Consider the following 22,222-nt stretch of genomic DNA (forward strand, 5'->3'; position numbering starts at 1 on the left):
GCGGCCTGCGCCGACAGCCGGCGGTGCTCGAGCGCGGCGGCGGCCTGCGCGGCGAACGCGGTGAGCACGCTGCGGTCGGCGGCGGGCAGCGTCCGGCCGCGCAGTGCCAGGTGCAGGTCGGGGCGGATCTCCACGTCGGTGTCGGCCGCCTCCGGGTCCAGGCACGGATCCGGCCCGCTGACGCCGACCACGGTCCAGCTGTCGCGGCTGCGGATGATCCCCGTGCTGTGGCGTTCGAGGAGCGCGGCGGAGGCCGCGTTGAAGGTCTCCCGGACCCGGTCGAGCAGTGCGGGCAGGGCGTCCTGCCCTGCGACGAGGCTGCCGGACAGGGTTGACAGGGTCTGCGCCTCGGCGCGGGCCCGGGCAGCCTGCCTGGTCCGCCGGGCGGCGATGTCGACGACACCGCTGACGGCGGCCGCCAGCAGGACGAACACCACGAGCGCCAGGATGTTCCCGGGGTCGCGGACGTAAAGGGTGTGCAGGGGCAGGGTGAAGTACCAGTCCAGCAGCAGGCTCGCAGCCACGGCCGCCGGCACCGCCGGGTAGGCCCCGCCGACCAGTGCCACGGCGACGACCACGGTCAGGTACAGCAACAGGTCGCTGGCGAAACCGGGGCTGTCGGGCAGGCGGGTGAGGGTGACCGTGAGCGCGAGCAGTCCGACGGCGGCCAGGGCCGCGCCGGCGAGCCGGCGCCGGAGGGTGAGGCCACCGGTGAGGCCGGGCAGTCCACGGCCCTTGCCGACCTGCTCGTGCGGGACGATGTGCACGTCGATCTGCCCGGACCGGCGGATGACGTCGGCGGCTACTCCCCGCCCGTCCAGCAGGGTACCGAGCCACGTGCGGCGGCTGGCACCGAGGACGAGCTGGTTGGCGTGTTCGGCACGGGCGAAGTCGAGCAACGCGCCGGCGATGTCATGCCCGACGACCTGGTGGTAGCTGCCGCCGAGGCTTTCGACCAGCTCACGCTGACGTTGCAACTCCGCGGCGGAAGCGGCGAGCAGGCCATCACTGCTGGTGACGTAGACGGCCAGTAGTTCCCCGCCGGCGGCACGGGCGGCGATCCGGGCCGCCCGGCGGATCAGCGTCTGGCCCTCCGGGCCGCCGCTGAGCGCGACGACAACCCGCTCCCGCGTCTCCCAGCGACGGGTGATGCCGTGCTGCGCGCGGTAGTCGTCAAGCTGCTCGTCGACCTTGTCCGCCACCCACAGAAGCGCAAGCTCACGCAATGCCGTCAGATTGCCGACCCGGAAGTAGTGCCCCAGCGCAGCATCGATCTTGTCGGCAGGGTAGACGTTGCCGTGCGCCAGCCGCCGGCGCAGGGCCTCGGGGGCCATGTCCACCAGCTCCACCTGGCTGGCCCGCCGCACCACCTCGTCGGGCACCGTCTCGTGCTGCGCCACTGCGGTGACCGCCTCGACGACGTCGCCCAGGGACTCCAGGTGTTGCACATTGACGGTGGTGATGACGTCGATACCAGCCGCCAGCAGCTCCTCGACATCCTGCCACCGCTTGTCGTTACGGACGCCCGGGACGTTGCTGTGGGCGAGTTCGTCGACCAGCGCGACCTGCGGCGCCCGGGCCAGGACGGCGTCGAGGTCCATCTCGGTGAAGACGCTCCCGCGGTAGGTCAGCTCCTGGCGGGCAACCGCCTCGAGGCCGTCCAGCATGGCCGCGGTCTGGGCGCGACCGTGCGTCTCCACCAGCGCCACCACCACGTCGCTTCCCCGCTCACGGCGGCGGTGCCCTTCGGCGAGCATGGCGTAGGTCTTGCCGACCCCGGGGGCGGCTCCGAGATAGACGCGCAACCGCCCCCGGCTCATCCGATCGCCTCCTCTCGACGGCTACTTCGCGGCCTGCTCCAAGGCCCTGTTCAGGTCGAGGACGTTGACGGTGGGTTCACCCAGGAAGCCCACCGCCCGGCCGTGGACGTGGTCGTCGACGAGCCTGCGGACGACGGCCGGATCGAGGCCGCAAGCCTTCGCCACCCGGTTGGCCTGTAGCCGGGCGTAGGCGGGCGAGATGTCGGGGTCAAGCCCACTGGCGCTCGCGGTGACCGCGTCGGCGGGCACCGCCGGCGTGGCGGGCGCGTTGCCGCGCACGGCGACTAGCTTGCCGGCGGAGACGTCGTCGCCGAAGGTGTGGCACTCGACCTTCACCCCGTCGAAGTTCGTGAGGAACGGAGCCGCCGGGCACTCCTCGTTGACGCTGACCACGCGGGTGACGTTGCCCTGGTAGCCGGGCTGGTCGTAGAACACCGCCAGGACGGCCCCGACGCCGCCGGCGGTGCAGTACGGCCGCGCCCCGTCGACACCCTCGAGCGTGCCGATCGCGACACTGCGGGCACAGACCGCGGTGAGCAGGCTCTGCTTGCCGGTGTCGTCCTTCACGCTCGGGTCCGCCAGGGTGTCGACGGTGCTTTCCGGGCCCAGGTTGCTTGCGCTGGTCGCGGTCGGGTCGTAGCCGCTGCCGGCCGCCGACGGCCGGGACTGGAAGTATTTCGCGATCGGGTTGCCCTGGTCGTCGGTGAACGACTGGCCGATGAGGCGTGAGCCGACCACGTTGCCCTTGGCGTCGTGGACGAACGAACCGTTCGCCTTGTCCTTCAGGCCGGGGAGCTGGGCGATGCCGAGGATCAGCAGCGGGTAGCCCAGGCCGAGCAGGACGGTGAAGACGAGCAGTGCCCGCAGCGCGGCGAGATGTTGGCGGATCCAGGAAGGGGTACGGGAAGCCATGATGATCACCGGGCTCCGGGGATGAACTGGATGACCAGGTCGATGAGCTTGATGCCGATGAACGGGATGACCAGGCCTCCGATGCCGTAGATACAGAGGTTGCGGCGCAACATCGCCGAGGCGCTGGCCGGCCGGTAGCGCACGCCGCGCAGGGCGAGTGGAATCAACGCGATGATGACCAGGGCGTTGAAGATGACCGCGGACAGGATCGCCGATTGCGGGCTGTGCAGCCGCATGATGTTCAGCGTGTCCAGCCCCGGGTACACCGCGGCGAACATCGCCGGGATGATCGCGAAGTACTTGGCCACGTCGTTGGCGATGGAGAACGTGGTCAGGGCGCCGCGGGTGATGAGGAGCTGCTTGCCGATCTCGACGATCTCAATGAGCTTCGTCGGGTTGGAGTCCAGGTCGACCATGTTGCCGGCTTCCTTCGCCGCCGACGTACCGGTGTTCATGGCGACGCCGACATCGGCCTGGGCCAGCGCGGGGGCGTCGTTGGTACCGTCGCCGGTCATCGCGACGAGCTTGCCGCCCGCCTGCTCCCGCTTGATCAGCGCAAGCTTGTCCTCCGGGGTGGCCTCGGCGAGGAAGTCGTCGACCCCGGCCTCCTCGGCGATGGAGCGGGCGGTCAGCGGGTTGTCACCAGTGATCATCACCGTGCGGATGCCCATCCGCCGCATCTCGTCGAACCGCTCCCGCATGCCCTGCTTGACGACGTCACGCAGGGCGACGATGCCGAGGACCCGGGCGGCCCCGTCCTGTGCCCGGGCGACCAGCAGCGGTGTGCCGCCGGAGGCGGAGATGCCGTCCACCAGCTCGCCGGTCTCCGGCGGGATCGTTCCGCCGTGTTCGCGGACCCAGCTCATGACGGCGCTGGCCGCACCTTTGCGGACCTCGCTTGCCGACTGGCCGTCGTCGGTGCCGTCGAGGTCCACCCCCGACATCCGGGTCTGCGCGGTGAACGCGACGAACCTCGCGTGGGTCAACTCGCCGGGGGCGCGTTCCCGCAGGCCGTAGGTATTCTTGGCGTAGATCACGATGGAGCGGCCCTCGGGCGTCTCGTCGGCCAGTGAGGACAGCTGCGCGGCCCCGGCCAGCTCCCCGTCGCTGGTACCGCCGACCGGGAGGAACTCGCGCGCCTCCCGGTTACCGATTGTGATCGTTCCGGTCTTGTCCAGCAGCAGGGTGTTCACGTCGCCGGCGGCCTCCACGGCACGGCCGCTCATCGCCAGCACGTTGCGTTGCACCAGTCGGTCCATCCCGGCGATGCCGATCGCGGACAGCAGCGCCCCGATCGTGGTGGGGATCAGGCAGACCAGCAGCGACACCAGCACGATGCCGGTCACACCGTTGGCGCCCAGCGCCGAGGTGTCGGGGATACCGGGCTGCCGCGCCTTCGAGAAGATCGCCAGTGGCTGCAGCGTCGCGACCGCGAGCAGGAAGATGATCGTCAACGAGGCCAGCAGGATGTTCAGCGCGATCTCGTTCGGGGTCTTCTGCCGGTTCGCGCCCTCCACCAGCGCGATCATCCGGTCGATGAAGCTCTCCCCCGGCTTCTGGGTGATCTCCACGACGATGCGGTCGGACAGCACCCGGGTGCCACCGGTCACCGACGAGCGGTCACCGCCCGCCTCGCGGATCACCGGCGCGGACTCGCCGGTGATCGCCGACTCGTCCACGCTGGCGATGCCCTCGACGACATCCCCGTCGCCGGGGATGAAATCACCCGCCTCGACGACGACCCGGTCGCCCTGCCGCAGCTGCGGGGCGGGCACCTGTTCCTCACCGCCCGTCGGCGTCAGACGCCGGGCGAGGGTGTCGGTCTTCGTCCGCCGCAGCGCCTCGGCCTGGGCCTTCCCGCGGCCTTCGGCGACCGCCTCGGCGAGGTTCGCGAACAGCGCGGTCAGCCACAACCAGACGACTATCAGCCAGGCAAAGGCGGTCTCATCACGGATCGCGAGCACAGTGGTGAAGACCGCGCCGATCTCCACGATGAACATGACCGGGTTGCGGTAGAGCGTTGCCGGATTCAGCTTGCGCAGCGCGTCCGGAGCGGAGCGCCACAACTGCTTCGGGTCGAGCAGCCCGCCCTGCACCCTGCGCCGTGGCTCCGGGGACACCGGGACGTCAGGCGGTGACTCGGGCGCTCCGATCGTAGTGGTGGACATCAGTGCAGACCCTCCGCGAGAGGTCCGAGCGCGAGCGCCGGGAAGTAGGTGAGTGCGACGACGATGACGGCGACGCCGGTGAGCATCCCGGCGAACTGCGGCCGTTGGGTCGGCAACGTCCCGGCCGAGACCGGCACGGGCTGCTGGCGGGCCAGCGACCCGGCCAGGCCGAGAACGAACACCATCGGCAGGAACCGTCCCGCGAGCATCGCGATACCGAGCGCCGTGTTGTACCAGTTGGTGTTCACGGTGATGCCGGCGAAGGCGGAGCCGTTGTTGTTCGCCGCCGAGGTGAAGGCGTAGAGGACCTCGGAAAGGCCGTGCGCGCCCGAGTTGAGCATCCCGGCCCGCTCACCGGGCAGGGCCATCGCGATCGCCGTGCCGATCAGCGCGATCGACGGTGTGGTGAGGATGTACAGGGAGGCGAACTTGATTTCCCGGCTACCGATTTTCTTCCCGAGATACTCCGGCGTTCGTCCGATCATCAGTCCGGCGACGAACACCGTGATGATGGCCAGCACGAGCATGCCGTACAGCCCCGACCCGGTGCCGCCCGGCGCGATCTCCCCGAGCATCATGTTGAGCAGCAGTGTCGCACCGGCCAGACTCGTGTAGGAGTCGTGAAAGGAGTCGACCGCACCGGTCGAGGTCAGCGTCGTCGCGGTGGCGAACGTGGCCGAGTCGGGCACTCCGAAACGGGTCTCCGTGCCCTCGGTCGCCGCGCCCACCGCGGTCGGGACCGTGCCGTGGTGCGCCAGCTGGAAACCGGCGTTGAGGGCGAGACTGCCTATGGCCAGCGTCGCCATCACCGCCACGATCGCCAGCCCCTGCCGGGTGTTGCCGACCATCCGGCCGAACGTGCGGGGCAGCGAGAAGCCGATCGCCAGCAGCAGATAGATTTCGAACCAGTTGGTCCAGCTCGTCGGGTTCTCGAACGGGTGCGCCGAGTTGACGTTGTAGAAACCACCCCCGTTGGTACCGAACTCCTTGATGGCCTCCTGGCTCGCCACCGGGCCGCCGGTCACGCTCTGGCTGCCGCCGACCAGCGTGGTGACGTCGTGGTTGCCGTGCAGGTTCTGGATCGCGCCGCCGGCGATCAGCACGACCGCGGCCACGATGCTGACGGGCAGCAGGATCCGCAGGCACGTCCGGGTCAAATCCATCCAGAAGTTGCCGACCTGGTCGGTCCGCTTGCGGGCGAAGCCGCGGACCAGCGCGATCGCGACCGACATGCCGACGGCGGCCGAGACGAAGTTCTGCACCGCGAGCCCGGCCATCTGCACGAGATGCCCGAGGGTCGACTCACCGGAGTACGACTGCCAGTTGGTGTTCGTGACGAAGCTCGCCGCCGTGTTGAACGCCTGGCCCTGCTCCATCCCCTTGAAGCCGAGGTTGAGCAGCAGATGATGCTGCAGCCGCAGGAAGGCGTAGAGGAACAGCATCCCGACGGCGGAGAACGCGAGCACGCTGCGCAGGTAGGTGCTCCAGCGCTGATCGGCCTCGGGATCCACCCCCACCAGCCGGTACACGCCCCGTTCCACCCGCAGGTGGCGCTTGCCCGTGTAGACGCGGTACATGTAGTCGCCGAACGGCCCGTAGGTGAGTGCCAGCGCGCCGACGAGTACGACGACGAGGACGAACCCCGCGGTCGTCGTGTTCATCTAGAATCTCTCCGGGAAGAGGAGGGCGACCACCAGGAAGATCGTGGTCGCGACGGCGAGGATCAGACCGGCGATGTTTTCCGCATTCACAGCTTTTCCGCCCCCTTCACGGTCAGGGCAAGCAGCGCGAACACCGCAACAGTGATAAGCACGAAGATGACGTCACGCACGGGGAACTCCTGGCCTTTGGGTCAGTCGGAGGAGGAATGCCCGGTGGACGATTGCCACCAGGCTCGTTGCACGGGCACCGGACACTCCCTCAACCGATGGCAGCCACCCTGGCGTGCCGTCGGCCATGCTGGACCACGCAGGTGCCACACGCAGCAGGCGTTGACGCCCTGTGTACGCCCATCCGGAAAATTCCTACGCCGCGTTGACGCCGGCCGTCATCAACAGACGCGGTGTCCGGTCGTCACCGGCGGCGGGAAGATTCCGGCGCCGGGGGATCCCCCGAACGGATCATCGGATAGCGGCTTTCATCCGCGTTGGCGAGGACTGACCAGACGCCTGAACCTCCGGGCGCAGAAGACCTGCAGACCGAGCAGGACGCCGATCAGCAGGATGCCGGTACGGATGCAGGTGGGCGTCGTCAATGTGCGCACCGCTCGGACCTCAGCGCCCGCCGAGACCGGCCTCCTCCAGGTCCAGGTCGCGTTGCAGGCGTCGCCGTGTCGTGTCGCTGACCTGGTGGGCGTCATACAGGCGGCGTAGCTCGGCGCTCTGCACGGCGATCACCTCGCGGCGCAGCTCGCGGTATGCCTGCAGGAGGGTTCTGCCCGACTGGTCGTCGTTGTTCTCGGTGGGTTGCTCCAGGCGTGCGTCGAGGTTGCGACGCACGCGGTCGATGGCCGCTTCGGGGATGGTTTCCAGCCCGGTGATGTGGTCGAGGTGGGTGAGCCCGGCGTGGATGAGGCTGTCGCGGGCGCGGGCCTCCTCCCGAGCGGTGTGCTCGGGTTCGAGAGCGAATCCGGAACGACCCACGACGTGGGCAAGGCTCAGGCCCTGGACGACGAGGGTGAAGACGACGACGGCGGTGGTGAGGGTCAGGACCAGGGGGCGTCCGGGCAGTGGGGTGCCGTCGGTGGCGGCGAGCGGGATGGACAGCGCCGCGGCCAGCGGCATCACACCCCGGGTGCCAGCCCAGGTCACCACACCCGCCAGACGCCAGGACGGACGGCCCCTGGCCGGCCTGACCGCCGCGGACAGTGGAAACATCCACACCACCCGCAGGGCGATCAGAGTGGCGGCGATGGCGAGCGCCTGCAGCGGCCACAGACCGGTTCCGGCCGGGAGTTCACGGATCAGGGAAGGCAGTTCGAGGCCGACGATGCTGAAGACGACGCTCTCCAGCAGGAAGACCACCACCGCGTATACAGCGTGCAGTTGCAGCCGGATGTGGGCGTCGCTGAGCTGGTGCCCGGATCGGCCCAGCACCACGCCTGCGACCACGACGGCGGTGACCCCCGACGTGTGGGCGGACTCGGCCAGTACGTAGGCGGCGTACGGGGTGACCAGAGCGATCACGGTCTCCAGCACGGGGTCGGTGGTGCGGCGGCGGATGACCGCGACCAGGGCCGCGACCACCACGCCCATCGCACTGCCACCGCCCGCGAGCAGGACGAACTGGCCGCCGGCCACCTCCCAGCCGACCGCGCCGGAGGCCGCCGCGACGGTGACGGCGACCTTGAAGAGCACCAGCGAGGTGGCGTCGTTGAACAGGCTCTCCGCCTGTACCAGTACCTGCACCCGGCCGGGAAGCGCGAGCCTGCGGCCGAGTGCGGTGACCGCGACCGGGTCGGTGCTGGCCAGCACCGCGCCCAGCACGAAAGCCATGGCGGCCGGCAACGGCGTGAGCGCAGCGGTCAGCGCGCCCACCGCGGCGGAGGAGGCCAGCACCAGGCCGAACGCCAGGACGATGACGGGCCGCCACACCGCGTGCAGGTCGCGTAGTGACAGCTCCTCGGCGGAGGCGTACAGCAACGGGGGCAGGACGACCAGACCGATGGTCTGCGGCGCTATGTGCAGGGTGGGAGTGCCCGGCATGAGCGCCACCGCAAGACCGGCCAGCACCAGCAGCGGCGGAGCGGGCACCCGCCAGCGGCGTGCCCCCGTAGCTACAGCGGTGGCCAGCACCACAAGAAAGAGGACGGTCCCCACCGCGCGCATCCGCCGAACCTCTGGTCCATGATCGGAGTTGCTGCCGCGGATCGCCGCAGTCCATCCCCCGCGCCGACCAGACTTCCCGGCACACCGTGGAACACACTTTAGCAATTCCTCGGAGCTTACCTCCCGCGGTGGGTCGGAAGATCCGGTAGGAGTCGGGAAACCGGCCTGGTCCGCCCGCCCGGCCCGCCGGGTGTTCGTGTAAGCGGACCGGGCCTGCGTTGACCCGTCAGCGCGCGAGCAGGGCGTCGAGCTTGGTGAACGAGCTGCTCCAGCCCTCGCGGGCCATGCCCTCCACCTCCTCGGTGTAGGGGCCCTGCCGCAGCACCAGCCGGGTCTTGCCACCCTCGTCGTGGAACTCGAGCCGCATATACATGTGGGTGATCCCCTCCTGGCCCGGCATGCCTTCCCAATCCTCGGTGCCCACGAGGAGTTCGTTCTCGACGACCTCGGTGAATCTCGCGTTGACGGGCGAGGTCATGCCCGGATCGTCGTCGCTGACCATTACGAACCGCTGGTGGCCGCCGACCCGGACGTCGATGTCGACGGTGTCGCGAGGCACGGAGTACCCCACCGGGCCAAACCACTGCGCGAGCTGGTCGGGGTCGGTGAAGGCCCGGTAGACGAGCTCCCGCGGAGCGTCGAAGATCCGGGTGATGACCAGTTCGTTGGTGGGTGTGGAGTCCGCCATGGCGCTGTTCCTTTCTCGCTGCTGTCTTCTTGGGGTTGTCTTCTCACTGTTGCTGCTGGTCCGCCGGTGTCGACTGCGCTTGCTGGACGTGTCGCAGGTGCGCGTCGAGGCGCTCGAAGCTGGTGTCCCAGAACTGCCGGTAGCGCTCCATCCACGCGGTGGCCTCCTGGAGCGGCCCGGGATTGAGGCTGCTTGAGCGCCACTGGGCCGTGCGGCTCCGGGAGATCAGCCCGGCCTGCTCGAGCACTTTCAGGTGCCGCGAGATCGCGGGGAGGCTGATGGTGAACGGTTCGGCCAACTCCGAGACGGTCGCGTCCCCTTCCGCCAGCCGGGCCAGGATCGCCCGGCGGGTCGGGTCCGCGAGCGCCGCGAAGATGATGCTAAGCCGATCGGATGCCATCGCATTTAACCCTACCGCTAATTAACTGATACGTTAAACATAGGGCGAGGTCGTCGCGTCGTCAAGCACCGCCGACAACTTCCGCGAGGCTTCGCCACCGCGCCGCTCCGACCCCTGAGGGCTCCGCTGCTCGGCGTCACATAGGGTGCAATCAGCGTAAAACCGCACAACCCGGCGGTGCATGAAATGCGCAAGCACGGCAGCGCGAGACAGCACGAGCCACACAGCACGAATCAGACAGAGCGAGCCGGACAGGGGCAGCCATGGCAGCCTTCGACCCCCACCCCGACCAGCCTCGATGGTGGCCGCCCCGGCAACCCACGTTCGCGATGCCGTCCCCACCGGGGCCGCCGTCACCCGTTCGCTTCCCCGTTCCCGGCGGCCGGCCGCCACGTCGCCTTCCCATGCGCTGCCCGAGCATCGCTGTCATGATCCTGGCAGCGGTCGTGACGGCCACCGGCCTGACCGCATGCGCGTCCCGCCACGGCTCCGGGTCCACCGAGCCCGCGTTCTTCGGTGTCGGCGGATGCGTGCGGGTCACCGTCGAGCCGACGACGGTCCACGGTATTACCCGCGTCCCGGCACAGTACGGGGCTGTGCACTGCGACGACAGGACCGCCTACGCGAAGATCATCCAGATGGGCCCCGGTGGTTCCGTCCTGTCCACGCCGAGCGCCTCGACCGAGGATCTCGGCTGCCCGGAGGATACCGATGAGATCGCAAGCATCCGCAGCAATCTCAGCCTGGAAACCCGGACGGCGTGCCTACGCAACCTCAACGCGCCGCACCCGGGCGACCCAGGTCAGGGCGGCGGCCTCGTCCGCTCCGGTGACTGTCTGCAGGTCTATGCCACCTACAGCAACAACCTGGACGAGGTGGCATGTACGACAAACGACTGGACCGTGGACGGTGTCACTTTCGGCAAGGAATGGTTCGGCCAGGTCGTGGGGCGGGCGGACGCGGCGGGCGGGTGCCCACCCTCGGCCATTTACACGATCACAATCAAGAGCAAGGTCACGCCGGTCATATGCCTCGCCAAGAACGGCGGCTGGCTGCCGGTCGTCGGCGACTGCGTCGACGCGAACACCTTCATGCGGGTGGCGAACCGCCGTCCATGCACCGACAGGTATCTCGCACTAAAGATCACCGCTCTGGTTCCCCAGGGTCACACCTGCCCCGGGAACACTCGTCCCACGGCCGTTCCCGGATACCTGTCGCAGGTTTGCTACCAGCACATCAGCTGATCTTCAGGGTCAGAATCAGGCCTGGGGGTGGACACGCCGCGCGGGATCGCCATGGACGGCATGACCGGCGTCGCGCCGTTCGTCTTGCTGACGGTCGGCGCGGCCGTCACGAACGCGGTCGGCTCCGTGGCCCGCCACCGGGCGATCGGGCTGATCCGCACGGTCACCTCGTCGGAGGTCAGGATCTCCTGGCTGTTCACGACAGGGATCCGCGGGCGCATGTCCACAACCTGGTGGGACACCCGCGACCTGCGGTAGCGGTGCCGGCCTGGCTCGAGAACCCGGTCGAGGCGACCGTTGGGGATCACGGCCGTCGCCTCCCACTGGCGCGACGACCACAGAGAATCGTGTGACGGAGCGAGGACCACCGGAGGTTGGCACGACCGGCGTCAGTCGTATGCGGACGCGACGCCCTACCGGCCGGTGGCCCGCAGCGGTCCCCCGCACCAGCGGAGGACGACCAGGAAGAGGATCATCGGCATGAAGAATCCTCACCGGTCAACGGTAGCGATCTACCTCGGCATTCTCGCCACCCGACGGATCTCATCGGCACCGCTTCGGCGCCCGCAGGACGAGGACCGCCCGCTACGCACCGAGCGGCGGTTGCGTTCCACCCCACCCGCCGGATCCAGGCATCCCACCGATCTCCTCCTCGCCTTCACCAACGCCGCCTGGTCCGCCGACCGTAGGTAGGAACCATTGCGATAGCGACGGAAACCACCTACGGATGTCGGTGGAAACCGCCGACCGTAGGTCATCGACGAGGCCCCGGGCTTCGAGACCTTGACCTATAGTCTCCGCGTATATAATCTCCGCACGGATCATCCGGAGGGAGCAGCCATGTGGACTACCGAATACAGCGCGGTGGCGGACGTCTCACCCGAGGCCGTCTGGGCCGCACTGCGGGACCTGCATTCCGGTGTGAAGCTGAGCGACAACAGCGACACGTTCGAGTTGCACGGCCCGTTCGCCGTCGGCACGGAAATCTCGGTCACACCGCAGGGGCAGGACACCTTCAAGTCAAAGATCATCGAGCTCGTGGAGGCCGAAGTCTACGCGGACCAGACCGCCTTCGGTGAAGTCACCCTTCTGTTCCGGCATACCCTTGCGCCGCTCGGTGACGGCGGGACCAAGGTCACCCACCGTTTGGAGATCGATGGTCCGAGAGCCGACGAGGTGGGCCCGGGGCTGGGTCCCCAGATCAGCGAGGACTTTCCGGCTGCCATGGAGGACCTTTTCGCCGCCGCTCGACTGCGGAATGTTACGCAAGCGGTCTCCGGGTCGTGACCCGCTTCGCGGGAGGCCCAGCTGAGAGTCCCGGCTTTCTGCTGTGGCACGTTACACTACGTTGGCAACGTGCCGTCACCGAAGCGCTCGGCCCGTTGGGCCTGACTCACGTACAGTTCGTGTTACTCGCCTGCACATGGTGGCTCAACGAGCACGGTCAACAGCCCAATCAGGTTGCCATCGCCACCCAGGCCGCCACCGACATCCGGATGACCTCCCAGATTCTGAGTAAACTCGAACGCAAGGGCCTCGTGGCGCGGCATGCGGACACCCGGGACACCCGCGCGAAGGTCATCACCGTGACCGATCGTGGCGCCGCCCTGGCACAGCAGGCGATCGTGATCGTCGAACAAGTTGACAGCGACTTCTTCGGTACCCTCTCCGAGCCCTTTCTGGCGTCATTGCGCGTCCTTGCCCAACTGGAGCGCGCCCAGCCGGTGTCCCCGGTTGACGTCCACCTGGCCAGGCGGGCCGGCGAGACACCGCAAGCCGAGTAACCGGAGCGGCCTGCACCCACGGTGACAAGCCTGGTTGTCGCTCCGGCCGACTGAGCACACGCTCGTACAGCCCTTCCCTACGCAGCAACGCCCCCCGAGCGCCGTGCTCGGTCAACGCGTCGTACTCCCCGACGATCCTCAACTTGTACGAAGCGGTGAACGTCCGCCGCGTCGCCTGGCCATCCCTCGGCCCGGACTCCCTCCTCCCCTTCCCACTCGATCCTTCCGGACCACCCGACGACACATCATTCATGGTCAACGTCACAAGATCCTGATCCGCATCTCGCCCTACTCGCTACAGGCCCCCTGCCGGCAAGATCCGGTCTGCTAGCGATCATGGCATGAATTTTCGAGGCTTGGTAGCAGGACATGATCTTGGTGGGCACCCGGCGCTGTTTCACTGCCGTACCGCTACCGAACCGGGCTCGCGCGCCGGCGCACACGGCGGCGGATTTGTACCGGTCGTGCGGTCAGCGGGGAGGAACCAGTTGGACGGCATACCTCAGTGGGTGTGCATGCCGGGGATGCCGCCCTTCCAGGGCGCGAACCGCTCCGGCATGGGGACTAGCCCAGGATAGGGGTCGCCGACCATCGGCGCCCCCAGCATGGCACCCCAGCCATGATGTCCCGGCTGCACCTGGTAGTAGCCGTTGCCGGCGTTGGTGCCGCCGTCAACCAGGAGGTTGAGCCCGGTGACGTAGCTGGAGGCGTCTGAGGCGAGGAACAGCAACGGCCCGATGAGCTCCTCGGCCCGGCCGACGCGCCGCATCGGGGTCCGGCTGGCGACGTACTCCGCGACGCCCAAACCCTCGAGGCCGGGCGCCGTCATCGGGGTCACGATGAACCCCGGCGAGAGGGCGTTGACCCGGACGCCCCGGTCGGCCCACTCGCAGCCAAGTTGGTAAGTCAGGTTGAGCAGAGCGCCCTTGGCTGCGGTGTAGCCGATGACGCTGAGCTCGTTGGCCCCACTAGCGAGGATCGAGCAGATGTTGATGATCGAGCCGGACCCTGCCGCCAGCATGTGCCGGCCGGCGTCCCTGGCAAGCAGGTAGGCGCCGACCATGTCGACGTCGACGATACGGCGGAAGGTTTCCAGGTCGAAGTTCTCCGCAGGCAGGCCCCGAAGATCGGAGATCCCGGCGTTGTTCACCAGGACGTCGATGCGGCCGTAGCTCTCGATCGCCCTGGATACAATCCGCGCCACGTCCTCCTCCTTCGAGACGTCTGCGACCACGGCGGTGGCCTTGACGCCCTTGTGCGTGCAAGCGTCGGCAACGGCTTGGAGGAGTTCGCCGCTGCGGGCGGCGAGAACAAGGTCGGCGCCCGCATCAGCGAGGGCCAGGGCCATAACTTCACCGAGGCCATAGCTGGCCCCGGTCAGCACGACGACCTTGTCCCGGATGTCAAAAAGGCTGGACATGGCTTCCTTCTGTTCTCTTCGATACCAGGTTTCCAACAAAGCGGGCGACGACGGGATCGAGGTCCCGCCATGGCACGAAATGCAACGCCGTGAAACGGCACTACCCGGCGAACCGGCGAGCCAGGCTGCCGTCAGCCATCGCCGCAGCCCGGTCGCGGGCGACATCGATCCAGCCGGGATGGGTGATGATCCAGAACCGCTCGGACCGCACGGCGTCGACGACCATGGCCGCGACCGCGGTCGGGGCAAGGCCTTGCTCGCCGAGGAGGCGGGTGGAGCTGGCCGCGAACCGCTCCGCGACAGCGCCGGTTGATTCGGGGACGTTCACGGGCCGGTTCCGCTCGGCGCGGACGATATTGGTGTTGACAGCGCCGGGGCAGAGCACGCTCGCGTTCACACCCGTCCCCTCACATTCGACGCACAGGGTCTCGGTGATCGCGACTACGCCGAACTTGGCGACGTTGTACGGGGCGATGCCGGGGTTGGCCTGGAGTCCGGCGGTCGAGGCGGTGTTGATCACATGTCCACGCCCCTGGCGCTTCATGAGCGGCACGAAGGCGCGGATGCCATAGATGACACTCCAGAGGTCCACATCGACCACCCACCGCCACGTCGCGAGCGGGATGTCCTCGATCAGTCCGGCGGCGACGACGCCTGCATTGTTGTGCAGGACATCGACAGTGCCGTAGTGATCGACAGCCTGGTCGCGAAGGCGGGAGATGGACTCGGCGGATGAGACATCGGTGACGACGCCCAGGACATCATGCCCGTCACCGCGCAGTTCGGTTACAGCGTCATCGAGGGCGGCGGCCTCGATGTCTGCCAGCACGACGCGCATGCCCTCCCGCGCGAACGCCGCAGCGACGGCTCGGCCGATGCCGCTGGCCGCACCGGTTACGACAGCGACTCCTCCGCTGAGCTGCTCCATCGTGTTGTCCTCCCATATTCGCGGCGGGTACGGGCTGGCTCGCCTGGACGCTTGTCAACGAATCGCGCTCAGTGATCGGCCGCCGGATCGCTGCGCGGCAGGACCAGCGCCTGGCAGTCCGCAGCAACACGGTCCCAGTCCAGGTAGAGACGGACGCTGTGGGCGGCGCCGTCGGCGTCGAGCGTGGCAACCAGCGTCCCCCTGGTCTGTGCCGTGGCATTGCCGAGAGTGAACAGCACCGCGACGACAGCCCCGTCCCCGATGACCCGGCTCACCTCGATCCGGCATCGGGACAGGACGGCGGAGAACCGCTCGACGACGTCCAGGACTGGCCCGCGCCCGCTGATCTCGGTATGACCGACGTGAGTGGCGACTGGGTCAGCGGAAAGGTAGCGGCTGGCGGCCGCGGCGGGGTCAGCGCTGAATGCGGCTGCCGCCTCACTGACCAGACGGTGATACCAGTCTGTGCCGCCACGCCATCGGCGGTCGTCGGGTGGAACGGTTCCCCGGCTGACCGTCGAGTCGGCGCGGCGGTGTGCCCAGTCGAACCACCCGACCTCGTCGACGACCTGACGGACTGCCTGTCCGGCGGCCGGCTTGCCGACCCGCCACCACAGGGCTGCCTGGGCGTACTCGCCGGTCGTCGGGCCCACCACGGTTGTCTCCAGGAACGCCTCCGGCGGATCCACGAGGACGCGGACGAGCTCGTGGCGGTGTTCGGGAATCATCGTGGCGAGCCGGTCCTCGAGCCGGTGGAGCATGTCGATACCGTCGACCACGGTGGTCCTCGCCATCGACTCCATGTGGATCGACGGGGCGTAGGTCTCGTCGGCCATCTGGTGCGGATCGACCGCCCACAAATCGGCGAAGCGGATCGCCAGACTCAGGATCTCGGCCCGCTCCCACCCAGGGTCCGCCTCTTCGCCGGGGATCGGCGCCGTTGCGCCGCTCATGTGCCCGTCTCGACGTCACGGGCCTGTCCAGCAGGCAGGAGCGATACGCCAACAGGTGCGAACTGGTCCAGCGTTGCAAACCCCATCGGGGCTACCTCCAGCGGTCTGAGACGTCGAATAGCCACCCGCGCCTCCTCAGCGATTTCCCGGCAGCGACGGGAGCGCGGTGAAGCTCCCGTCTGGCAGCCCGCCCTGGTAGGTGGCGGTGAAGCGACGCTCGGCGAACAGCCAGGCACCCTCCTGCCGGGTGTAACGGTCCTGATAGCAGCCGATCACCAAGCCGTTGGCCCCGTCACGGCGGCCCACCTCGAACACCGTCCATGAACCCACAGCGCCGTCGCCCTCCTCGCGGGCGTGGCCGTGGCCCACCATCTGCAGCACCGACTCGAAGCTCGCCATGGCCGCCCGCCAGAACGCCACCACCTCGTCGCGGCCACGCAGCAGGCGGTCCGGACCGAGCTGCCACGTGCACTCCTGCGCCCACGTTTCCGCCCAGGCGGCGGCGTCGTTCGCGTTAACGGCATCGGAGTAGCGGGCGACGAGGTCAGCGATCGCGATGCGGTTCGCGGCATCCATGCTGCTCCCCTTCCTCACGACCGGGAGGTCGCCAGCCCCTACTATCAGTCGCCGGCCAATGGATGGTCGTCATCCACCGTCACCAGTCCGGGACGGTACAAGCCCGACGACGTCCTCGGTGCGGATCGGCGTGGGCTCTGCGATCTCGGGCAGAGGATCGTCGGTGCGCCCCAGGGCACGGCTCTGGGCCAGCCGCTGGCGGTACATGGCGAAGGAGACAGCGCCGACCAGGGCAACCCCGTTGAACATTTCGGCGAGCCATTGCACCCCGGTGATGAGCTGCAGGCCCTTCACGCCGACCGCCAATACGTAGATGGCCAGGATCGTGCCCCACAGGTTGAAGCGGCCCGGCTTGATCTGGGTCGAGCCGAGGAAGACCGCGGCGAAGGCGGGCAGGAGCAGGCCGACGCCGAAGGTGAGCGATGGGCCTGTCAGCGACCCATAGAACACGCCGGCGATGCCGCACACCGTGGCCGAGGCAATCATGGAGTACCACGTATAGCGCCCCACGTTCACGCCGGCCAGGCGCGCCGCCTCCGGGTTGCCGCCGCTGGCGTAGAGGTACCGGCCGGCGGGAGTGTGGTCCAGCGCCCACCACACGATCAGGGCCAGGATGAGCAGGTACAGGACGATGATCTGGAACCCTGCCACGCTGAGCTGGGTGAGGTTCGTCCACGACGTCGTCGTCGGCGGAATGGGCTGGCTCTGCCCGGACACGATGTCCTGCACGGCGGTGATGATGCTTCCCATGCCGAGCGTGGCGATGAAGGAGTTGACCCGGAGGCGGACGATGACGAAGCCGTTGATGACGCCGATCACCACACTGGTAGCGATGGTAACGGCGATGGCCGGCCACATGCTCCACCCTTGGACGGTCTGCAGCCACACGCAGACAATGGTGGAGAGGTTGATCGTGGCTCCGACCGAGAGGTCGTAGGCACCTGCCGTGAGCGGGATGAGGACGGCGATCGCGAGCATTGCCGTGACGGCCTGCTGCGAGGCGACGGACTGGACCGTGGCCGCCGTCAGAAACAGGTGCGGCGTCCAGATCCCGAACACGATGACGAACAGGGCCAGCAGGTACAGCCCGCTGAAGCTGTTGAAGCCGAAGTTGATCTTCGACACGGTAACCCGCGAGCTCATAAGCTGACGACCTCCTGCTCGCCGAGACACGCGTGGGAGATGTTGGCAGTGGTGACGGACGATCGGTGAAGCTCGGCGACGACCCGACCGGTGCGCAGCACCAGCACTCGGTGACAAAGGGCGACCAGTTCCTCAAGGTCGGAGGAGCTGATGAGGATGGTGGACCCGCCGCTGGCGGCGGCTAGGAGCTGGCGGTGCAGCTCGCCCTTGGCGCCTACGTCCACACCCTGGGTCGGCTCGTCAAGCATGAAGACCTTGGGGTGGAGCCGTAGCCACTTGGCGAACAGCACCTTCTGCTGGTTGCCTCCGCTGAAGTTGGCCAGCGGTTGCTCCGTTGCCCCCGTGGGACGCACGCCCAGCCGCTCAAACCATTGGCGGGCCTCGGCTCGCTCAGCCCCGCGCCGCAGCAACAGGCCGCGCCAGAACTGCCGCAGGCCGGAAATGCTCAGGTTCTCCCGGGCCGACAGGTCCATCATCGCCCCGCTGACCTTGCGGTCGGGCGGCAGGTAGGCCAGGCCTGCGGCGATAGCGGCCCGCGGGTCGTATGGCGGCAGCGGGCGGCCGCTCGTCTCGACGATCCCGGCGAGGCGGGGCAGTGCGCCGAAGACCGTGCCCAGCAGGCTCTCGCGTCCCGACCCGGTGATCCCGGCGAAGCCGATGATCTCGCCCGGCCCGGCGTCGAAGGTCACGCCCCGCACCTGTGGGCCCCGCAGGTCCCGCACGCTGAGGGAGGGGACGACGCCGTTGGTGCCGCGCGGCTCGGGGGTGGGCAGCTCACCCAGCTCATCGCCCACCAGCAGGGTGATGAGCCGCCGCCTGTCAAGCGACGACACGGGCACCGTTGTAACCAGGTGGCCGTCGCGGAGAACGGTGACGTTGTCGGCGACCTGGAAAATCTCGTCCAGCCGGTGGCTGACGTAGAGCACGGCTACGCCGTGCGCCGCGACCCGGCGCACCATGTCGAGCAGCTGGTGCACCTCGTTCTCCGGAAGCGTCGCCGTCGGCTCGTCGAGGACGAGCAGTTTGACCTGGTGGTCGTCCTCACCCTCCAGCGCCCGGGCCACGGCGACGCCCGTGCGCTGGGCGAGCGACAGCGCGGCGACCGGTGTGCGGGGGTCGACCTGGACGCCGACGCGGCGAAGCAGCGCCGTCGCCTGCCGCCGCGTGTCCGCCTCCCTGATCGTCCCGAACCTGCAGGCGAACCCGCTGCCCAGGTACAGATTGTCGACCACGGACAGTTGCAGGACGAGCCCGAGGTCCTGATGCACGAAGCGAGCGCCCATCTCGTGAGCGGCCTGGGCGGACCCGAAGGGCAGTGGCAACCCGTCGATCTCGACCTCGCCGCCGGGGTCAGGGCGATGGTAACCGGCGAGGATCTTGATGACCGTCGACTTGCCCGAGCCGTTCTCGCCCACGAGGGCGTGCACCTCACCGGGCTCGATGTCCAGATCGAAGTCCGACAGGGCGACCGTCCCCGAGAAGGACTTGGTGAGGCCGCGAACCCGAAGGCCGGGGCGAGACTCCCTCGCCCCGCCCTCGGCCAGCGTCGGGCTCAGGCTCCCACGTGCCAAAGCTTCTCCATCTGTGCTGCGTAGTCCGCGGGCTCGTCGTAGGACTCGGACACGGCGAAGTTCTCGTCCTTCGTGAGCAACTGGATAGGCAGCAAGCCTTCGCTGGCAGAGATGGGCGTGCCCTCCAGGTGGCGCAGGACGGCGTCCAACATGGCCCACGCGCTGTAGTTGAGGGCTACGCCGGTGAAGGCCGTCGCCTTCCCTGCCTTGATGTCGGTCTCGGTGGCGACGTCGGCCCCCGCGCCAATGACTTTGACCTTCAGGTGCGCCGCCTCGAGCGCTGCGGGGAGGCCGGCCACCCACGGCCCGTTGTCGGTGACCACCCAGTCGACCTCCGGGTGACGCTGCAGTGCTGAGACGATAGCCGCCGTCGAGCCGCCGCTCGTCACCTGACTGATGGTGCCCGTGAGCGGCGTGACCGAGCAGCCGGGACACGACGCCTGCACCTTGGCCCGGAATGCCTTGTCAAAGGCGTCGAGGATCGGGAAGTCCGGCACCTGGAACTGGAGGATCTTGCCCTTCCCCTCAGAGTTGACGATGAAGTAGGCGGCCAGCGCCTCGGCGGTGGCCTGCACGCTCTGTTCGTCGTTGATGTTGGCGATGATGGTGTTGTTGATCGCCTGTGGCCCGATGTGGCCGACCACGATAGGCACGCCGGCCTTCTCGTAGGCAGGCACCTCCGACTGCCACACGACCCCGGGGATGCCCGTCACTCCCACGGCGACCGGGTTGTACTGCAGCGCCTGTCGCAGGCCCGAGATGAGCGTCGCCGGATCTGCCGACTTGTACGGGATCACCTTCAGCTCCCAGCCGATCGCGGCTGTCGCGGCTGTAAACGCCTTGGATAACTGTGCGCACTGCGCGACGTCGCACTGCAGGAACACGAAGGTCTTGCCCTTGGCCGGAGCCTGCTTGAGCGGCGTGGAGATCGGGATGGTGGTGGGTGCCTGCTTATACTTGGCCACGACCGCGGACAGTGCAGCCAAGTCGGTTGCCCCGTTCGACGTGCTGGTGCCGGCGCTGGCGGTCGTGCCGCTGACCGTTGAAGCCGGCTTGGTACCGCCGCAGGCCGCCAGGAACGTGGCGGCGGCGAGGGCCAGGGTGCCAACGGTGATCGCCCGTGGCCACGTGGACTTTTTCAGCATGACGATGGAGGCTCCCATCTAAGGTAACAGCACGGCGCCAGCCGGCTGGCCAGGACATAGTTGATCAGTCAGTTACTAGTACGCTGACTACTGTCGAGAACGAAGATGAGGTACCGGTGCGTCGAGGTCGTCGATCAGTCGCGGACGGTCTCGCCAGCTACCGGGAAGCCGAAGTGGTACGTCCCGCCGGCGGCTGCGCTGTCCGCGCCGCCCACAGCCTCGCCTGCGATGACCTTGACCGTCGGCCCGCCATCGAACTCGTTGAGCGAGCCTCTGGCCCTTCCGTCGTCGCGGCCATCGATCGCGAGCTGGCCGCCCTCGCGCGGCAAAGCGCGAGCGATGTCTCGCATCGCGCCGGTCTGCCAGGCGACCCTGCACCCGAGCGCTGCCATGTGCGCCTCCGTCCTCGGCAATCAGGCTCAGTGTGACGCAGGCTACACAAGTAATCAACCAGTCAATTTAAACTCGTGATCGAAGCGCCCCGTCCGGCCCGGCCCGTCCGGCTCGGAAGTCTGTCCTTGACTGGCCGCGACTGCTGGTAACATACTGACTGGTTACATTGCGATGGGCTGAAGGCGCCGACTGCCGGGCCAGGGGCTGTCCCGCCGCCAACGCGCCGCTTGTCAGCCGGACAAGGCGGGTCCGGGTCGCGCTTGTTCGTCGTCCCGGCTGGGCGTGGTCGAAGTCCGGCAGAATCGTACTATCGTCAGCCGGGCTCGGCGACCGACAGGAAGAGGCTTGAAGCTTGCCAAGGTCCAAGGCGCCGAGACTGGGACGGCCGCCGGCATCCAACGCAGCTGAGACCCGCCAGCGGATCATCGCGACGGCCGCGGAGATGTTCGCCATAAACGGCTACGGGAGGACGACCAACAAGGACGTGGCCCTGCGGGCGGGCATCACCACGGGCGCGCTCTACTACTACTTCGACTCCAAGCTGGCCATGTACCTGGCCGTGTACTGGGAGCTGGCGGCGCTGGTCAACGAGCGCCTCAACAGCGCGATGCACGAGGAGAGCACCTTCTCCGGCAAGTTCCGGGCCATTATGGAGGCCGTGTACCAGATGAATCGCGAGGATCCTTCTATTGCGCGGTTCCTCGGTACGGTGCGCGTCGACCGCATGCGCCATGAGGAACTGCGGTCGGCCATCCCGCACAGCCCAGGGGAGGGCGCCAACCTCATAGCGCCGATGGTCGACGCCGGAATCGAGTTCGGCGAGATCGACCCGGAACGCCGCGAGGTCATCGAGGCGGTGATACGCACCATCTTCGTGGGCCTGACCGACGTCTCCGCGCAGATGGCGGATCCGCAATACCACCGGCGAGCCATCGACGGGATCGAGGCCCTTTTCGCCGGGGACCTCGTGCGCCATCCGCGCCGGACGGCGCGTCGCCGGGCCGGGTGAGCGCGCCACCTCGGCCCGGCGGCGTCAGGACGCAGGCGGGGATTGCGCCCGGTTGCTGGTGTACCGGGGTCCGCCGATCCAGACGCACAGCTGAGGGTCCGCATCGCGGAGTTCTCCGCCGACCCAGCGGCCGTCGACGCTGAAGTGGCCGACCCGGCCGTCCTTGGTGGTTACCCGCACCAGGTCGCCGTCGGGCTCATAGAGAGCGCCCGTGAACGGGTGGTGGAGGCCTTCGCTCACC

General features: G+C 68.3%; 24 protein-coding genes. 5 read left to right on the forward strand and 19 right to left on the reverse strand.

The annotated features are described in order from the left end of the window. From NBW77_RS14025 to NBW77_RS14060, 9 genes are all read right to left on the reverse strand, one after another. Nucleotides 1–1,820: DUF4118 domain-containing protein (locus NBW77_RS14025; protein ID WP_250279859.1), on the reverse strand; the 1,820-nt coding region annotated here is incomplete at its 3' end. Between the two features lie 21 nt (nucleotides 1,821–1,841). Beyond that, nucleotides 1,842–2,732 carry a potassium-transporting ATPase subunit C gene (locus NBW77_RS14030; protein WP_250279860.1) on the reverse strand — a complete coding sequence of 297 codons (891 nt, stop codon included), beginning with the start codon at nucleotides 2,730–2,732 and terminating at the stop codon, nucleotides 1,842–1,844. 5 nt (nucleotides 2,733–2,737) lie between these two features. Then, on the reverse strand, nucleotides 2,738–4,900 hold the full coding sequence (kdpB, locus tag NBW77_RS14035; RefSeq protein ID WP_131747334.1) for a potassium-transporting ATPase subunit KdpB: 2,163 nt from the start codon (nucleotides 4,898–4,900) through the stop codon (nucleotides 2,738–2,740). After that, nucleotides 4,900–6,561: a potassium-transporting ATPase subunit KdpA gene (gene kdpA / locus NBW77_RS14040; protein ID WP_131747333.1), complete on the reverse strand. Its 1,662-nt coding sequence runs from the start codon at nucleotides 6,559–6,561 to the stop codon at nucleotides 4,900–4,902. The genes kdpB and kdpA overlap by 1 nt, the downstream gene beginning before the upstream one ends. Next, nucleotides 6,562–6,651 (reverse strand): K(+)-transporting ATPase subunit F, encoded by a 90-nt coding sequence (kdpF, locus tag NBW77_RS14045; RefSeq protein WP_131747332.1) that lies wholly within the window; start codon nucleotides 6,649–6,651, stop codon nucleotides 6,562–6,564. Nucleotides 6,652–7,037: 386 nt separating this feature from the next. Continuing rightward, nucleotides 7,038–7,163 carry a hypothetical protein gene (locus tag NBW77_RS22090; RefSeq protein ID WP_284346931.1) on the reverse strand — a complete coding sequence of 42 codons (126 nt, stop codon included), beginning with the start codon at nucleotides 7,161–7,163 and terminating at the stop codon, nucleotides 7,038–7,040. A 10-nt stretch (nucleotides 7,164–7,173) separates the two neighbouring features. Beyond that, the gene (locus NBW77_RS14050; protein ID WP_131747331.1) at nucleotides 7,174–8,727 is read right to left on the reverse strand and encodes a Na+/H+ antiporter; all 1,554 of its coding nucleotides are present in this window, start codon (nucleotides 8,725–8,727) and stop codon (nucleotides 7,174–7,176) included. A 226-nt stretch (nucleotides 8,728–8,953) separates the two neighbouring features. Beyond that, a complete protein-coding gene (locus NBW77_RS14055; protein ID WP_131747330.1) occupies nucleotides 8,954–9,415 on the reverse strand; it encodes an SRPBCC family protein in 462 nt (153 codons plus the stop codon). A 43-nt stretch (nucleotides 9,416–9,458) separates the two neighbouring features. Then, nucleotides 9,459–9,815, reverse strand: a complete 357-nt coding sequence (locus NBW77_RS14060; RefSeq protein ID WP_131747329.1) for an ArsR/SmtB family transcription factor — start codon at nucleotides 9,813–9,815, stop codon at nucleotides 9,459–9,461. 428 nt (nucleotides 9,816–10,243) lie between these two features. Here NBW77_RS14060 and NBW77_RS14065 point away from each other — a divergent pair, with 428 nt between their 5' ends. Further along, nucleotides 10,244–11,059: a hypothetical protein gene (locus tag NBW77_RS14065; RefSeq protein WP_165486174.1), complete on the forward strand. Its 816-nt coding sequence runs from the start codon at nucleotides 10,244–10,246 to the stop codon at nucleotides 11,057–11,059. On the opposite strand, the gene NBW77_RS22465 is transcribed toward NBW77_RS14065, so the two are convergent. Next, entirely contained in the window at nucleotides 11,041–11,427 is a 387-nt protein-coding gene (locus NBW77_RS22465; RefSeq protein WP_131747327.1) for an SPFH domain-containing protein, read from the reverse strand. The two genes, NBW77_RS14065 and NBW77_RS22465, sit on opposite strands and share 19 nt — an antisense overlap. Nucleotides 11,428–11,539: 112 nt before the next feature. On the opposite strand from NBW77_RS22465, the gene NBW77_RS14075 reads away from it, so the two are divergent. The 3 genes from NBW77_RS14075 (at nucleotide 11,540) to NBW77_RS14085 (ending at nucleotide 12,843) form a co-directional block, all read left to right on the forward strand. Continuing rightward, nucleotides 11,540–11,752: a hypothetical protein gene (locus NBW77_RS14075; protein WP_131747326.1), complete on the forward strand. Its 213-nt coding sequence runs from the start codon at nucleotides 11,540–11,542 to the stop codon at nucleotides 11,750–11,752. A 147-nt stretch (nucleotides 11,753–11,899) separates the two neighbouring features. Then, nucleotides 11,900–12,346, forward strand: a complete 447-nt coding sequence (locus NBW77_RS14080) for an SRPBCC family protein (protein WP_131747325.1) — start codon at nucleotides 11,900–11,902, stop codon at nucleotides 12,344–12,346. After that, complete coding sequence (locus NBW77_RS14085; protein ID WP_131747324.1) at nucleotides 12,343–12,843, forward strand: MarR family winged helix-turn-helix transcriptional regulator; 501 nt, start codon at nucleotides 12,343–12,345, stop codon at nucleotides 12,841–12,843. The genes NBW77_RS14080 and NBW77_RS14085 overlap by 4 nt, the downstream gene beginning before the upstream one ends. 502 nt (nucleotides 12,844–13,345) lie before the next feature. On the opposite strand, the gene NBW77_RS14090 is transcribed toward NBW77_RS14085, so the two are convergent. The 8 genes from NBW77_RS14090 to NBW77_RS14125 all read right to left on the reverse strand — a co-directional run bounded on the left by NBW77_RS14090 (nucleotide 13,346) and on the right by NBW77_RS14125 (nucleotide 20,971). Further along, on the reverse strand, nucleotides 13,346–14,263 hold the full coding sequence (locus tag NBW77_RS14090) for an SDR family NAD(P)-dependent oxidoreductase (protein WP_165486182.1): 918 nt from the start codon (nucleotides 14,261–14,263) through the stop codon (nucleotides 13,346–13,348). A gap of 100 nt (nucleotides 14,264–14,363) precedes the next feature. Next, entirely contained in the window at nucleotides 14,364–15,191 is an 828-nt protein-coding gene (locus tag NBW77_RS14095) for an SDR family NAD(P)-dependent oxidoreductase (protein ID WP_131747322.1), read from the reverse strand. 68 nt (nucleotides 15,192–15,259) lie between these two features. Beyond that, nucleotides 15,260–16,144, reverse strand: a complete 885-nt coding sequence (locus NBW77_RS14100) for a nuclear transport factor 2 family protein (protein ID WP_131747321.1) — start codon at nucleotides 16,142–16,144, stop codon at nucleotides 15,260–15,262. A 135-nt stretch (nucleotides 16,145–16,279) separates the two neighbouring features. After that, on the reverse strand, nucleotides 16,280–16,720 hold the full coding sequence (locus tag NBW77_RS14105; RefSeq protein WP_131747320.1) for a nuclear transport factor 2 family protein: 441 nt from the start codon (nucleotides 16,718–16,720) through the stop codon (nucleotides 16,280–16,282). Between the two features lie 69 nt (nucleotides 16,721–16,789). Then, nucleotides 16,790–17,863 (reverse strand): ABC transporter permease, encoded by a 1,074-nt coding sequence (locus NBW77_RS14110; RefSeq protein ID WP_131747319.1) that lies wholly within the window; start codon nucleotides 17,861–17,863, stop codon nucleotides 16,790–16,792. Continuing rightward, nucleotides 17,860–19,434 carry a sugar ABC transporter ATP-binding protein gene (locus NBW77_RS14115; RefSeq protein WP_242605912.1) on the reverse strand — a complete coding sequence of 525 codons (1,575 nt, stop codon included), beginning with the start codon at nucleotides 19,432–19,434 and terminating at the stop codon, nucleotides 17,860–17,862. The genes NBW77_RS14110 and NBW77_RS14115 overlap by 4 nt, the downstream gene beginning before the upstream one ends. Then, complete coding sequence (locus NBW77_RS14120; RefSeq protein ID WP_250279861.1) at nucleotides 19,416–20,579, reverse strand: sugar ABC transporter substrate-binding protein; 1,164 nt, start codon at nucleotides 20,577–20,579, stop codon at nucleotides 19,416–19,418. The genes NBW77_RS14115 and NBW77_RS14120 overlap by 19 nt, the downstream gene beginning before the upstream one ends. Nucleotides 20,580–20,713: 134 nt before the next feature. Then, nucleotides 20,714–20,971, reverse strand: coding sequence for a hypothetical protein (locus NBW77_RS14125; protein ID WP_131747318.1), 258 nt, complete (start codon nucleotides 20,969–20,971; stop codon nucleotides 20,714–20,716). A 353-nt stretch (nucleotides 20,972–21,324) separates the two neighbouring features. On the opposite strand from NBW77_RS14125, the gene NBW77_RS14130 reads away from it, so the two are divergent. Further along, nucleotides 21,325–21,981 carry a TetR/AcrR family transcriptional regulator gene (locus NBW77_RS14130; RefSeq protein WP_284346932.1) on the forward strand — a complete coding sequence of 219 codons (657 nt, stop codon included), beginning with the start codon at nucleotides 21,325–21,327 and terminating at the stop codon, nucleotides 21,979–21,981. A gap of 24 nt (nucleotides 21,982–22,005) precedes the next feature. Here NBW77_RS14130 and NBW77_RS14135 read toward each other — a convergent pair whose 3' ends face one another. Next, nucleotides 22,006–22,221, reverse strand: a complete 216-nt coding sequence (locus tag NBW77_RS14135) for a hypothetical protein (RefSeq protein ID WP_165486180.1) — start codon at nucleotides 22,219–22,221, stop codon at nucleotides 22,006–22,008. Nucleotide 22,222: the final 1 nt, after the last annotated feature.

Source organism: Frankia sp. Cppng1_Ct_nod (genome assembly GCF_920656135.1).
Taxonomy (GTDB): Bacteria; Actinomycetota; Actinomycetes; order Frankiales; family Frankiaceae; genus Protofrankia; species Protofrankia meridionalis.

Bases quoted from the DNA above. Each gene is read 5' to 3' on its own strand.
- NBW77_RS14030 (WP_250279860.1), bottom strand. From the start codon at position 2,732: ATGGCTTCCCGTACCCCTTCCTGGATCCGCCAACATCTCGCCGCGCTG.
- kdpB (WP_131747334.1), bottom strand. From the start codon at position 4,900: ATGTCCACCACTACGATCGGAGCGCCCGAGTCACCGCCTGACGTCCCG.
- kdpA (WP_131747333.1), bottom strand. From the start codon at position 6,561: ATGAACACGACGACCGCGGGGTTCGTCCTCGTCGTCGTACTCGTCGGC.
- NBW77_RS14050 (WP_131747331.1), bottom strand. From the start codon at position 8,727: ATGCGCGCGGTGGGGACCGTCCTCTTTCTTGTGGTGCTGGCCACCGCT.
- NBW77_RS14055 (WP_131747330.1), bottom strand. From the start codon at position 9,415: ATGGCGGACTCCACACCCACCAACGAACTGGTCATCACCCGGATCTTC.
- NBW77_RS14060 (WP_131747329.1), bottom strand. From the start codon at position 9,815: ATGGCATCCGATCGGCTTAGCATCATCTTCGCGGCGCTCGCGGACCCG.
- NBW77_RS14065 (WP_165486174.1), top strand. From the start codon at position 10,244: ATGATCCTGGCAGCGGTCGTGACGGCCACCGGCCTGACCGCATGCGCG.
- NBW77_RS14075 (WP_131747326.1), top strand. From the start codon at position 11,540: ATGAAGAATCCTCACCGGTCAACGGTAGCGATCTACCTCGGCATTCTC.
- NBW77_RS14080 (WP_131747325.1), top strand. From the start codon at position 11,900: ATGTGGACTACCGAATACAGCGCGGTGGCGGACGTCTCACCCGAGGCC.
- NBW77_RS14090 (WP_165486182.1), bottom strand. From the start codon at position 14,263: ATGTCCAGCCTTTTTGACATCCGGGACAAGGTCGTCGTGCTGACCGGG.
- NBW77_RS14095 (WP_131747322.1), bottom strand. From the start codon at position 15,191: ATGGAGCAGCTCAGCGGAGGAGTCGCTGTCGTAACCGGTGCGGCCAGC.
- NBW77_RS14100 (WP_131747321.1), bottom strand. From the start codon at position 16,144: ATGAGCGGCGCAACGGCGCCGATCCCCGGCGAAGAGGCGGACCCTGGG.
- NBW77_RS14105 (WP_131747320.1), bottom strand. From the start codon at position 16,720: ATGGATGCCGCGAACCGCATCGCGATCGCTGACCTCGTCGCCCGCTAC.
- NBW77_RS14110 (WP_131747319.1), bottom strand. From the start codon at position 17,863: ATGAGCTCGCGGGTTACCGTGTCGAAGATCAACTTCGGCTTCAACAGC.
- NBW77_RS14120 (WP_250279861.1), bottom strand. From the start codon at position 20,579: ATGCTGAAAAAGTCCACGTGGCCACGGGCGATCACCGTTGGCACCCTG.
- NBW77_RS14125 (WP_131747318.1), bottom strand. From the start codon at position 20,971: ATGGCAGCGCTCGGGTGCAGGGTCGCCTGGCAGACCGGCGCGATGCGA.